Source organism: Streptomyces sp. NPDC008317, assembly GCF_042955955.1.
Lineage (GTDB): Bacteria > Actinomycetota > Actinomycetes > Streptomycetales > Streptomycetaceae > Actinacidiphila.
On record NZ_JBIBFQ010000001.1, the window covers coordinates 710,920 to 723,740 of the forward strand.

The following is a 12,821-nucleotide window of genomic DNA, read 5'->3' on the forward strand; positions in this document are numbered from 1 at the left end:
GGCATCCCCGTGACCGTCATCATCCTCACCAACTGCCCGGCCGGTCTCCGTGGCTTCCTGACCCGCTGGCTCCTGGAGATCTCCCCGGGCGTCTTCCTCGGCACCCCGTCCGCCCGTCTTCGCGACGTCCTCTGGGCCGAGGTCCGCCAATACGCCAACCAGGGCCGTGCCCTCCTCGCCTACCAAACCGACACCGAGCAGGGCTACACCTTCAAGACCCACGACCACGCCTGGCACCCGGTCGACCACGAGGGCCTCACTCTCATCCACCGCCCCCACCCCGGCCGCCGCTCCGACTCCTCCCGCTCCTCCGCTTCCCCACCCACCACCGGTTGGAGCAAGGCAGCGAAGCGCCGCCGCTTCGGCGGCGGAAGCTGAGGGGTGCGCGATGCGGTGGCGCGGAACCCGCGCCGCGCCGTGCGCGGCGCGGGAGCGACGGGGACATCGAGGCGATATGTCGGAATCTCTCAACTTAAGTAAAATCCGGGGCTGGCCGTTCCAACACACCAGGCCAAACACTGTGCTCCCCGCGCCCGCGGGGCTGTTCCCACCAGGCCGGCTGCTACCTGTGCGAGGACGAAGTGCTCCCCGCGCCCGCGGGGCTGTTCCCCTACAGCCTTGCCGAGGCTCACTCCCGCGGAAGTGCTCCCCGCGCCCGCGGGGCTGTTCCCTCGCGGCCGAGCACCTCGTCGTAATGTACGACGTGCTCCCCGCGCCCGCGGGGCTGTTCCCGCGTACCGGCTGAGGGCCGGGTCGGCGGCCAGGTGCTCCCCGCGCCCGCGGGGCTGTTCCCCGGACTCCCCAGGCAGCCGGGCGGCACGCGAAGTGCTCCCCGCGCCCGCGGGGCTGTTCCCTACTTGGTCCCAATCGGCCCTGATCGTGGCAGGTGCTCCCCGCGCCCGCGGGGCTGTTCCCTGGCCGCGCTTGACCGGCATGTGCTGTGCGGCGTGCTCCCCGCGCCCGCGGGGCTGTTCCCGACCCGGCCGTGCACGCCGAGATCGAGAAGGCGTGCTCCCCGCGCCCGCGGGGCTGTTCCCGGTGTCAGTAACGCCCCGCGTAACGGCGTTACGTGCTCCCCGCGCCCGCGGGGCTGTTCCCGGCGGCAGGTCGATGTCCCGGAGACTGCCGTCGTGCTCCCCGCGCCCGCGGGGCTGTTCCCCACGAGGCGCAGATCGTCGGCGCCACCGAAACGTGCTCCCCGCGCCCGCGGGGCTGTTCCCATCGAGTAGAGCCGAAACGGCTCCAGGTCCAGGTGCTCCCCGCGCCCGCGGGGCTGTTCCCCACATCGTGGGCTGTCCGCTGGACTGCGGATAGTGCTCCCCGCGCCCGCGGGGCTGTTCCCCGCGAGTTGTCGCCCGGGGCCGCCGCACGATGGTGCTCCCCGCGCCCGCGGGGCTGTTCCCGCGCAGTTGAGCAGTGCCGACGGATTCGAGCAGTGCTCCCCGCGCCCGCGGGGCTGTTCCCGTCCTCTCGGAGCTGGCGCTGATCGACGTCAAGTGCTCCCCGCGCCCGCGGGGCTGTTCCCTGCTCAAGGCCGCAGTCGCAGAGGTCACGGAAGTGCTCCCCGCGCCCGCGGGGCTGTTCCCCGACGAAGTCCGCCAGCCACGCCAGCGTCGAAGTGCTCCCCGCGCCCGCGGGGCTGTTCCCCAGCCGCCTCTCCCGCACGTCGGTCCTGCGGTGTGCTCCCCGCGCCCGCGGGGCTGTTCCCATCTGGGCGGCCCGCCTGGTCCCGACTGCCGCTCTGCTCCCCGCGCCCGCGGGGCTGTTCCCCCGGCGTCGACGTAGGCGGTGTACAGCTTGTGCTGCTCCCCGCGCCCGCGGGGCTGTTCCCTCCCAGCCCAGCCCGGTGAGGTCGACGACGCCCTGCTCCCCGCGCCCGCGGGGCTGTTCCCCAAGTCCCCGGCCGCCATGGCGGAATTGGGCACTGCTCCCCGCGCCCGCGGGGCTGTTCCCAGGAGGCGGCGATCCGCGCCGGCGGCTGGGTCCTGCTCCCCGCGCCCGCGGGGCTGTTCCCATGCCCCAGGGTCCCGGCGAGCCGGAAGTACCCTGCTCCCCGCGCCCGCGGGGCTGTTCCCAGGCCGGTGTCCTGCGGCGGCAGCGCCTTCAACTGCTCGCCGCGCCCGCGGGGCTGTTCCCTGGGGCCGACGACGGACCAAGGTGGGGTGCGTCTGCTCCCCGCGCCCGCGGGGCTGTTCCCGGACAGGGCGCGCTCACGCAAAGGCGAGGCTCCTGCTCCCCGCGCCCGCGGGGCTGTTCCCCGGGCGGCGGCCTCGCGGTAGGACGGCGGCGACTGCTCCCCGCGCCCGCGGGGCTGTTCCCGGGGCGCAGGTTCGCTGCACCGGCGACGATGTCTGCTCCCCGCGCCCGCGGGGCTGTTCCCGGCACCAGCGTGTCGGGCGGTGCCAACAACGCCTGCTCCCCGCGCCCGCGGGGCTGTTCCCGCACGGCCGCAGCGGTGACACGTCGCCAGGTCGTGCTCCCCGCGCCCGCGGGGCTGTTCCCCCCGGCCCGCAGCAACTCGCCCTCCTCCGCCGCTGCTCCCCGCGCCCGCGGGGCTGTTCCCTTCGGGATTGAGGTCGGGTGGCGGCCGATCATCTGCTCCCCGCGCCCGCGGGGCTGTTCCCAGGCCGAAGGTGATCCCCTCGCTACTGCCGCTCTGCTCCCCGCGCCCGCGGGGCTGTTCCCTCCGGCCGCATCATGGGCCGCATCCGGAAGGCCTGCTCCCCGCGCCCGCGGGGCTGTTCCCGCGGCCAACACCTCCAGCCGCGGCACCTGGCCCTGCTCCCCGCGCCCGCGGGGCTGTTCCCTCGTGCCCCGACGACGAGATTGACGTACCGCTCTGCTCCCCGCACCCGCGGGGCTGTTCCCATGCCCTTGACCGCGCGGAGGGACTGGACAAGCTGCTCCCCGCGCCTGCGGGGTTGCTGCTCGGGGTGGGAGGGCGTTGGTTCTGCGCCCGTGTCGCGGTCATGCGTGTGGGCGACCTGTGGTCGGGGCGTCGTCTTCTTGAGAGGAAGGGCCAGGCTCTTCGTAGGAAGGAAGCGGGGCGAGTCTGTATGGCCGAGCGGTTTTGAAGGCCGTCGTGGCAGCGATGTCACCGTGGGTTCAAATCCCACAGGCTCCGCGGTAGGTAGTGAACATGCAGGTGGGGTCGGGTCTCGATGCGATCGGGAGCCGGCCCCACCTTTTGTGTGTCCCGTCGCGCTCCCTGTGCCGTCGGTTTCTGGTGGTGACCGGAAAATGGCTGAAAAGGGGCAGGAACGTTTTGGCGCTTGGGGGGACTGGGGGGGTGGGGGGTGCGGGTGGGGGAAAGGTGGGGGATGGGGGGTTTGTCGACAGATCGTCACGCTTGCGGGGGAAAAGAAGGGGAGGGGCGGGTTCGGGAGGGGTGGGGTGGGCAACTCTGGTCTCGGCGACGCCGCTCGAAGAAGCAAGACGGCACCGCGGTCGGCCAACCGCGGTGCTCCGGATCGGACCGGGCTTCCACAAGTCCGGACAGTTCAACTAGTCCCGCAACATGTCCCCTTGGAGGGAACACCATGGCAAGCATCCGTACCGTCCGTGCCCTGGCCGCCGTTGCCGCACTGCCGCTGGCGGCTGTGCTGTTCGCCGGCACGGCCTCGGCAGACGACGGCGCGTTCGCGGGTGGCCACTCGAACGCGACGGTGGTGAGCAACTCCGGCGGCAACGTGGGGGGTGGCAACTTCGGCAATGTGACGACGACGCAGCAGGCGGCCACCGGGGCCGGGGCGTCGAACCAGAACAACACGGCGAGCGTGGCCGGTTCCGGCTTCACCGCCATCCACCAGGACAACGTCAGCATCCACTTCGCGCAGCTCTGGTGACCCGCGCCGCGGGTTCGGCGGCGGCGTGAGGGGGCGCCCCGCCACTCCTGACCGGTGACGCGTACGCGCGGCGGCACGCCATGTGCCGCCGCGCGCACGCGTTCCACGGCAGGATGATCGAAGCGGGGAACGGCGAGGACGGTGAACGGTGGGCAGGAGTACGGCGGACGGCGTGACGCTGCTGGTGGTGGGGTCGGCCAACGCGGACCTGGTGGTCAGGGTCGACCGCCATCCCGCGCCCGGCGAGACGGTGCTCGGTACGTCGGGCGTGGCCGTGCACGCGGGCGGCAAGGGGGCCAACCAGGCCGTCGCCGCGGGCCGGTTGGGCGCGCGGGTGGGTTTCTGCGGGCGGGTCGGGGTGGACGCGTACGGGGAACGGCTCACCGCCGAACTGCGGTCCGCCGCCGTGGACACGACCGCGCTCGGCACCGAGAAGACGGTGCCCACCGGCATCGCGCTCATCACGGTCGCGGCCGACGGCGAGAACGCGATCGTGGTCGTACCGGGCGCCAACACCGTGCTCACGGCGGCCGAAGTGACCGCCGCGGTCGGGTCGGCCGTGCGCGTGGTGTCCGCGCAGTGCGAGGTCCCGATGGACGCGGTACGGGCCGCCGCCCGCGCGGCCGAGCGGCACGGCGCCCGCTTGGTGCTCAACCCCTCACCGCCCGAAGCCGTCAGGGACGATGCCGAGTCGGGTCAACTCCTGTCCTGCGCAGACCCGTTGGTGGTCAACGAGCACGAGATGCGCGTCCTGCTCGGCGCGGCTTCCGCCGCGGAGGCCGACCCGCGTGACCTGCTCCGGCTCGGTGTCCGGTCCGCCGTCGTGACCTTGGGCGGCGCGGGCGTGACCGTCGTCGAGCGCCAGGACGTAAGCGCGGGCGGGCGCGAGGACGTAAGCGGGGGCGTACGCGAAGACGTGAGCAGGGACGTACGTGCGGGCGTACGCGAAAACGTACGCGCGGACGCGGAGCCGCCCCGGGGGCGTACGACGCGGCTGCCCGCCGTCCCGGTCGAGGTGGTCGACACGACCGGTGCGGGTGACGCCTTCACCGGGGCGCTGGCCTGGCGGCTGGCGGAGGGGGACGGGCTGGTCGAGGCGGCGGGCTGGGCGGTACGCGTCGGGGCGGCGGCGGTCGGCGAATCCGGTGCCCAACTTTCGTCCACAGCCTGTGGAAAACTTCTGGCCGAGAGCGAGGGGGGTCGCGGGCCGGGCGGAAAACCCGCACAAGAGTCCGCCCCCGCCGCTGTCCCCGGACCCGCGCCCGCCTCCGGACCCGCGCCCGCCTCCGGGCCCGCCCCCGCTCCCGGGCCCGCCCCCGATCCCGGCACGGAAGAGCCCCCGGCCTGAACCCGCCACCCCCGCACGCCCATTGACAACAGCCGCCCTCCCGTCCGAATCTGACGGACAGTCAGATTGTCGAGGGAGGGCGGCACCGCCATGGACGGATCGGACGGAACGGCAGAAAACGACCCGCTCCACGCCGAGTTGCGCCGCTACGAAGGCACCCCGGCCGCCACGGGCGGCATCGGCAAGGACCCCGTCAACGCCCCGATGATCCGCCACTGGTGCGAAGCCCTCGGCCACCCCGTACCCCCAGACGGCACCGCGCCCGCCACCATGCTCCAGGTGTGGACGATGGGCGGCCTGTCCGGCCACGAGGGACGCACTCCCGGCTACGACGACCTGCTCGGACGGCTGGACGAGGCCGGTTACGCGGCCGTCGTGGCGACCGACTGCGAGCAGGAGTACGTGGCGCCGCTGCGGCCGGGTCAGCGGGTCACCTTCGACGCGGTCGTCGAATCCGTCTCGCCGCGCAAGTCCACCAAGCTCGGGGCCGGTTACTTCGTCACCACCCGCACCGAGGTCCGCGCCGACGGCGTCCTCGCGGGCACCCACCGCTTCCGCATCCTCAAGTACGCACCCGCGCGGGCCGCTTCGGCGCGGGACCCGGCTCCCGCCCCCGCACGTACGAAGTCCGCGACCCGCCCCCGCCCGGTCGTCAACCGCGACAACGCCGCTTACTGGCAGGCCATCCGCGAGGACCGCCGACTCCTCATCCAGCGCTGTACCGCCTGCGGCACCCTGCGCCTGCCGTGGCTCCCCGGCTGCAACGCCTGCGGCTCCCCCGACTGGGACACCGTCCCCGCCTCCGGCACCGGCACCGTCTTCTCGTACGTGGTGATGCACCACCCGCCGTTCCCGGCCTTCGATCCGCCGTACGCGGTCGCGCTCGTCGAACTGGCCGAGGGCGTACGGCTGTTGGGGAACGTCATCGGCGTCCCGTACGACAAGGTCCGGATCGGCGCGCCCGTCCTGCTCGACTTCCTGGACGCGGACGACGACCTCACCGTGCCGGCCTTCCGCGCCGTCGACACGGAACCCGCCGATACGGGACCCGCCGACACGGAACCCTCCAGTACGGTCACCACCCCTGAAGCGGAGGCCCCCGCATGACCGCCGTCGGCGACACCCTCCCGCCCTGCCGTATCGACGTCACCCGCACCCTCGTCGTCGCCGGGGCGCTGGCCACGCGCGACTTCCAGGACGTGCACCACGACCCCGAACTCGCCCGCGCCAAAGGCTCACCCGACATCTTCATGAACATCCTCACCACCAACGGCCTGGTGGGCGGCTACGTGGCCGCGCACTTCGGCCCTGACGCGGTGACGACGGCGGTACGCATTCGGCTCGGCGCGCCCAACTACCCGGGAGACACGATGGAGTTGACGGGTACGGTCACAGCGCTCGCGGACCGGACGGCGACCGTCGAGGTGGTGGGCGTGAACGCGCTCGGCCGGCACGTCACCGGCACGGTCACCGTGGAGATCCCGCAACTCCCGGAGGGGTCATGAGTGTTCGGCGGCGGGACGCGCTCGGCGGGCGGGCGGCCGTCGTCGGGATCGGGGCGACGGAGTTCTCGAAGGACTCCGGGCGCAGTGAGTTGACGCTGGCCGTCGAGGCGGTGCGGGCGGCGCTGGACGACGCGGGGCTGACGCCCGGGGACGTCGACGGCATGGTGACGTTCACGATGGACACCAGCCCCGAGATCACGGTGGCGCAGGCGGCCGGAATCGGCGAGCTGTCCTTCTTCTCGCGCGTGCACTACGGCGGCGGCGCGGCGTGCGCGACGGTGCAGCAGGCCGCGATGGCGGTGGCGACCGGGATCGCGGAGGTGGTGGTCTGCTACCGGGCCTTCAACGAACGCTCCGGCCGCCGCTTCGGCTCCGGCGTCCTCGGGCGCGAGCCGTCGGCGGAAGGGGCGGCGCTCGGCGTCAACCTGCCCCCCGGTCTGCTCACCCCCGCCTCGTGGGTGGCAATGTCGGCAAACCGATATTTGTCCGTCTACGGACTGGAACCGTCGGTTTTCGGCCATGTCGCGGTCGCCGACCGCAGGCACGCGGCGAACAACCCGGCCGCGTACTTCCACGGCCGCCCGATCACCCTCGCCGACCACGCCGCCTCGCGCTGGATCGTCGATCCGCTGCGGCTGCTCGACTGCTGCCAGGAGACCGACGGCGGCCAGGCGATCGTCGTCACCTCCGCGGAACGCGCCCGCGACCTGCGGCACGCACCCGCCGTCGTCACGGCCGCCGCGCAGGGCGCGGGGCGCGCGCAGGAGCAGATGACCAGCTATTACCGGGACGCCGACGACCTCGCCCGGCTGCCCGAAATGGGCGTGGTGGCACGGCAGTTGTGGCGCACGAGCGGCCTCGGCCCGGCTGCCGTCGACGTAGCGGTGCTCTACGACCACTTCACGCCGTTCGTGCTCATGCAGTTGGAGGAGTTCGGCTTCTGCGGGCCCGGCGAGGCGGCGGACTTCGCCGCGGACGGTGGCCTGGAGATCGACGGCCGCCTCCCGGTCAACACCCACGGCGGCCAGCTCGGTGAAGCGTATCTGCACGGCATGAACGGCATCGCGGAAGCCGTCCGCCAGGTGCGCGGCAGCAGCGTCAACCAGGTCGCCTCCGTCGGCCACGCCCTCGTCACGGCCGGCACCGGCGTCCCCACCTCGGGCCTGATCCTGTCGGCGGACGGGGCCTGAGGCGGGCGCGGGGTTCCGAAGGCCCGAAGGCCCGAAGGCCCGAAGGTCCGACGGTCCCGGGGCCCGGTGGGATCGGGGTCCCGGACCCCCGGAGGGAAGGGCGGCGGCCGACCGGCCCAGGCCGTCGGCAGCCGCCGGAATCGTGTCAGGCCGTCGGAATCGCGCGCGTCGGGCAGTAGTCGGGATTCGGCGCGTTGAACCAGGCGTCGCCGCTGAACGCGTTGTACCGACAGGACAGCTCGGCGTGCGGGCTGTAGCTGCACACCAGCCAGCCCTGCCCGTACGTCCACACGTACAGACCGTGCGCGCCGTCGTTGAGGAAGTAGGGGCACATGTACGGGGTGGGCGGGGTCGACGCCTGAGCGGACGGGGCGGTGCCTGCGACAAGCCCTGCGGCGGCCAGCGCCACGGCGGCGCCCGCGGCGGCGATACGAGCACGGAGCACGAGAAGGTCCTCCCTACTGGGCCACGCGGTCGACGCCGAAGCGGCCCCGCTCGCGTGGGTGCAAATAGCGACGGGGTGACCGTAGCAATCCGACGCCATCATGCAAATAACCCACGTACTACGGTAATTTGCGTATCAGGCCCGCGTTCCGTCGGCGTATCCGAGTGCCGGGAAGCGCGCACGCGCAGCCGAGCGCGGTAGCGGGTCAGCAGGTCCGGGAGGGGGGAGGGACGGCCCCGACCTCGGGTCCGGCGCCAGGCCCGGCGGAGCCGACGCGGCGGCAGTGCCCGCCGCCCGAGCGGTTCGGGGCCCGTACGGCCCGACCCGGCGGCGTGTCTCCGCCCGTGCGGGCCGCCCGCCACGTTGACTCGGCGAATGACCGAAACAAGTAGGTTTATCCGTTACGCGCACCGCGTGCGCCGTACGCGCCGCACTCGTTACGTCCTCGCCGCCGCGCTGACGCTGACCGGTCTGCTGTTTCCCGCGGTGTCGGCCGTCGCCGACAGCGATGTCCCGGCGGCCAGCGCGGGCCCCGCGAGCGCGGGGGCAGCGGCGGCCGATGGGCACATCGACCCCGTCGACAACAGGACGGACCCCGCCGGCTGGATCGCGGACGCCGAAGCCCAAGCCGCGGCCGCCGAAGCCCAGGCGTCGGATGACGGCCAAGCCTCGGATGACGGCCAAGCCTCGGACGACGGCCAGGTTCCGGACGGCGCCCAGGCTCCCGACGACGCCCAGGCTCCCGACGAGACCGGATTCCCCGGCACCGACGACGCGTCCGACGACGCCGCCACCTTCCCCGAGGACGCCGCCGTCGCCCCGCGCGTCTTCAAGGGCCGCGGCTTCGACACCTGCCAGGCCCCCGACCTCGCCACGATGCGCGCCTGGCGCGCCTCCTCCCCGTACCGCGCCGTCGGCATCTACTTCGGCGGCCGGGCCCGCGCCTGCAAGACGCAGCGCAATCTGACGAACAACTGGGTACAGCAGACCACCGCGGCGGGCTGGAGCCTGCTGCCGATCTACGTCGGTTCGCAGAGCCCCTGCGTGAGAGGGTCTAACAAGAACCCGTTCCGCATCGACCCCCAGCGGGCGACGGCCCAGGGCACGAGCGAGGGCGCGGACGCGGCGAAGGCCGCGGGCGCGCTCGGAATGAAGCGCGGCAGCGCGCTCTACCTCGACATGGAGGCGTACGACCTCAGGAAGGCGAGCTGCGCGAACGCGACGCTGTCCTTCGTACGCGCCTGGGACCGCCAGGTGCGGGCGCGCGGTTATGTGCCCGGCTTCTACAGCAGCGCCGACTCCGGCATCGCGCACATGGAGAAGGCCCGCAGGGCGGGTACGTCCGACCTCCCGGGCGCCATTTGGTACGCCCGCTGGGGCGTCGCCCCCACCCTCACCGCCGAACCGGTCCTGCGCCCCTCCGCCTGGGCCTCGCACAGCCGCATCCACCAGTACACGGGCGCCGTCACCGAGACGCACGGCGGTCACAAGCTGTCGATCGACCGGGACCTGATCGACGCGCCCGTCGCCAAGCTCTGAGCGCCCGAGTCGTGAGCACCTACCGCTGAGCACCGGTCCGAGGCCGGTCCGAGCTTCCAGGACGCTCGGACCGCGCTGATGTACGACCACGGGCTGACGCCGAGGTCGTACGGGGCTGACCCGGGGATGACACCGGGACCGCCCCGGGGCGGACGTCAGGGCCGACCCCGGCGCGGCCCGTGGCGGCGACGGCCGCACGCGTACGGCGACGGCCCCCGCGTACGGCGGCAGCCCGCACACGTAAAGCGGCGGTCCGCCCATACGGCCACCAGGGCAGCGCCCGGACGGCGGCCACGGGCCCGCGCAGGGACCGTGTCCGCCCCCCGGACCCCGCTCTTCTCCGGAGGAACCCCTGCGGGACCCCGGCCCCCGGCTCCCCCCTCGGGGGGTGGGGACAACCCCCGTCCTACGACCTGAGAGTGATCCCGCTTCGGCACCTGCGGCCGATCCGCCACGGGCATGTCGGCTCCTAACGTGAAGCCATGACCACGCCTGTGTGCACCAGCGCCAATACGACGCAGTTCACGGCCTACGTCCGGACCAAGGGCCCGACGCTGCTGCGCACCGCGCGCTCCCTGACCCCCAACCCTTCCGACGCCGAGGACCTGCTCCAGACCGCCCTGACCAAGACCTATCTCGCCTGGGACCGGATCGACGACCACCGGGCCGTCGACGGATACGTCCGCCGTACGCTCGTCAACACGCGCACCTCGCAGTGGCGCAAGCGCAAGGTCGACGAGTTCAGCACCGACGAGGTGCCGGAGCCCGCCGCGACCGGCGCCCCCGACATCACCGAGCAGCAGGCCCAGCGGGACGCGCTGCTCCGCGCGGTCGGACGGCTGCCGCCGCGCCAGCGGGCCATGGTCGTCCTGCGGTACTACGAGGACATGAGCGAGGTGCAGACGGCGGAGGCGCTGGGCGTCTCGGTCGGCACGGTGAAGAGCGCGGTCTCGCGCGCCCTCGGCAAGCTGCGCGACGATCCGGAGCTGGAGCTGTGCGTCGCCTAGGGCCTGCCCGGGCCCTGAGGCGGGCGTCGCACACATCCCCACGACACGTGCCACGCCGTCCGGCGGGCCGCGCCCCGGTCCCCCCGACCGCCGCGCCGCCCGGAACGAACCGGCGGCAATACCGCGCGGGGTAGTGACGTACCGATCGGTATGCACGCAGAATCGCGAGGACATTACCCTCGCGTAGCCGCCGGAGGCCCCCTGTGCTGAGCACGATGCAGGACGTACCGCTGACCGTCACCCGCATCCTGGTCCATGGGACGCTGGTCCACGGAAAATCGCAGGTCACGACCTGGACCGGGGAGGGTGAGCCGCAGCGCCGCTCCTTCCGCGAGGTCGGTCTGCGCGCCGTCCGGCTCGCCAACGCGCTGCGTGACGGGCTCGGGGTCGCCGAGGGCGACCGGGTCGGGACCCTCATGTGGAACAACGCCGAGCACCTTGAGGCGTACTTCGCGATCCCCGCCATGGGCTCGATCCTGCACACCCTGAACCTCCGGCTGCCCGTCGAGCAGCTCACCTGGATCATCAACCACGCCGCCGACCGCGTGATCCTCGTCAACGGCTCGCTGCTCCCGCTGCTCGCGCCCCTGCTGCCGCGGCTCGACTCGGTCGAGCACGTCGTCGTGGTCGGCCCCGGCGACCGCTCGGTGCTGGACGGCGTACGTCCCTCCGTGCACGACTACGAGGAGCTGCTGGACGGGCGGCCGACCACGTACGCCTGGCCCGAGCTGGACGAACGCAGCGCCGCGGCCATGTGCTACACCTCCGGCACCACCGGCGACCCCAAGGGCGTCGTCTTCTCGCACCGGTCGATCTACCTGCACTCGATGCAGGTCAACTCCACCGAGTCGATGGGCCTCAGCTCGCACGACACCTCGCTGCCCGTGGTGCCGATGTTCCACGTCAACGCGTGGGGGCTGCCGCACGCCGCCTTCATGTCCGGCATCAACCTGCTGATGCCGGACCGTTTCCTCCAGCCCGGCCCGCTGGCCGAGATGATCGAGAGCGAGCGCCCCACGCACGCCGCCGCCGTCCCCACCATCTGGCAGGGGCTGCTCGCCGAGCTGACCGCCAAGCCGCGCGACATCACCTCGCTCAAGCAGGTCACCATCGGCGGCTCGGCCTGCCCGCCCGCCCTGATGAAGGCGTTCGACGAGCAGCTCGGCGTACGCCTGTGCCACGCGTGGGGCATGACGGAGACGTCGCCGCTCGGCACGGTCGCGCAGCCGCCCGCCGGGGTCACCCCCGAGGAGGAGTGGGCGTACCGGATCACCCAGGGCCGCTTCCCCGCCTCCGTCGAGGCCCGGCTGATCGGGCCGGACGGCTCCGTCCAGCCGTGGGACGGCGAGTCCGCCGGTGAGCTGGAGGTGCGCGGGCCCTGGATCGCCGCCGCGTACTACGGCGGCGTCGGCGAGGAACCGGTGCGGCCCGAGGACAAGTTCAGCCCCGACGGGTGGCTGCGCACCGGGGACGTCGGCGTCATCTCGGACGACGGTTTCCTCACCCTCACCGACCGGTCCAAGGACGTCATCAAGTCCGGTGGTGAATGGATCTCCTCCGTCGACCTGGAGAACCACCTCATGGCCCACCCGGACGTCGCCGAGGCCGCCGTCGTCGCCGTCCCCGACGAGCGCTGGGGCGAGCGCCCGCTCGCCACCGTCGTCCTGCGCGAGGGCGCCACCGCCGACTACGCCGCCCTGCACGACTTCCTCGCCGGGCGCGTCGCGCGCTGGCAGATCCCCGAGCGCTGGGCGATCGTTCCGGCGGTGCCGAAGACGAGCGTCGGCAAATTCGACAAGAAGGTCATCCGCAAGGCGTTCGCCGAGGGCGAGTTGGACGTCACGCAGCTCTGACGGTGTCCCGGCCGGGGGGTGGTGAGCCCCCGGAGTGCGACCGCTTGGCGACGGGCGGCTCCTACGAAGTGACCGTCCTTCGTACGCCT

General features: G+C 73.0%; 10 protein-coding genes and 1 CRISPR repeat array. Of the genes, 9 read left to right on the forward strand and 1 reads right to left on the reverse strand.

The window, feature by feature from the left end:
* Positions 1-9 precede the first annotated feature (9 nt).
* From cas2e to ACFY9V_RS02965, 6 genes are all read left to right on the forward strand, one after another.
* Positions 10-378, forward strand: a complete 369-nt coding sequence (cas2e, locus tag ACFY9V_RS02940; protein ID WP_391158967.1) for a type I-E CRISPR-associated endoribonuclease Cas2e — start codon at positions 10-12, stop codon at positions 376-378.
* A gap of 143 nt (positions 379-521) precedes the next feature.
* A CRISPR array of direct repeats spans positions 522-2,929; the repeat unit is 28 nt; unit sequence TGCTCCCCGCGCCCGCGGGGCTGTTCCC.
* 610 nt (positions 2,930-3,539) lie between these two features.
* Positions 3,540-3,845, forward strand: a complete 306-nt coding sequence (locus tag ACFY9V_RS02945) for a hypothetical protein (protein WP_355336560.1) — start codon at positions 3,540-3,542, stop codon at positions 3,843-3,845.
* A gap of 148 nt (positions 3,846-3,993) precedes the next feature.
* Positions 3,994-5,193 (forward strand): PfkB family carbohydrate kinase, encoded by a 1,200-nt coding sequence (locus tag ACFY9V_RS02950; protein WP_391158969.1) that lies wholly within the window; start codon positions 3,994-3,996, stop codon positions 5,191-5,193.
* 90 nt (positions 5,194-5,283) lie between these two features.
* The gene (locus ACFY9V_RS02955; RefSeq protein ID WP_391158970.1) at positions 5,284-6,300 is read left to right on the forward strand and encodes an OB-fold domain-containing protein; all 1,017 of its coding nucleotides are present in this window, start codon (positions 5,284-5,286) and stop codon (positions 6,298-6,300) included.
* The gene (locus ACFY9V_RS02960; RefSeq protein ID WP_391158972.1) at positions 6,297-6,698 is read left to right on the forward strand and encodes a MaoC/PaaZ C-terminal domain-containing protein; all 402 of its coding nucleotides are present in this window, start codon (positions 6,297-6,299) and stop codon (positions 6,696-6,698) included. Before ACFY9V_RS02955 ends, ACFY9V_RS02960 begins: the two co-directional genes overlap by 4 nt.
* Positions 6,695-7,888: a lipid-transfer protein gene (locus ACFY9V_RS02965; RefSeq protein ID WP_391158974.1), complete on the forward strand. Its 1,194-nt coding sequence runs from the start codon at positions 6,695-6,697 to the stop codon at positions 7,886-7,888. The genes ACFY9V_RS02960 and ACFY9V_RS02965 overlap by 4 nt, the downstream gene beginning before the upstream one ends.
* A gap of 145 nt (positions 7,889-8,033) precedes the next feature.
* Here ACFY9V_RS02965 and ACFY9V_RS02970 read toward each other — a convergent pair whose 3' ends face one another.
* Positions 8,034-8,333 (reverse strand): hypothetical protein, encoded by a 300-nt coding sequence (locus ACFY9V_RS02970; RefSeq protein ID WP_355336556.1) that lies wholly within the window; start codon positions 8,331-8,333, stop codon positions 8,034-8,036.
* Positions 8,334-8,708: 375 nt separating this feature from the next.
* Between ACFY9V_RS02970 and ACFY9V_RS02975 the strand changes: the two genes are divergently transcribed.
* The 3 genes from ACFY9V_RS02975 to ACFY9V_RS02985 all read left to right on the forward strand — a co-directional run bounded on the left by ACFY9V_RS02975 (position 8,709) and on the right by ACFY9V_RS02985 (position 12,732).
* Positions 8,709-9,872 carry a glycoside hydrolase domain-containing protein gene (locus tag ACFY9V_RS02975; protein WP_391158976.1) on the forward strand — a complete coding sequence of 388 codons (1,164 nt, stop codon included), beginning with the start codon at positions 8,709-8,711 and terminating at the stop codon, positions 9,870-9,872.
* A 482-nt stretch (positions 9,873-10,354) separates the two neighbouring features.
* Complete coding sequence (locus ACFY9V_RS02980) at positions 10,355-10,879, forward strand: SigE family RNA polymerase sigma factor (RefSeq protein WP_391126948.1); 525 nt, start codon at positions 10,355-10,357, stop codon at positions 10,877-10,879.
* A 203-nt stretch (positions 10,880-11,082) separates the two neighbouring features.
* Positions 11,083-12,732 (forward strand): long-chain fatty acid--CoA ligase, encoded by a 1,650-nt coding sequence (locus ACFY9V_RS02985; RefSeq protein WP_355336553.1) that lies wholly within the window; start codon positions 11,083-11,085, stop codon positions 12,730-12,732.
* The last annotated feature ends 89 nt before the right edge of the window (positions 12,733-12,821 follow it).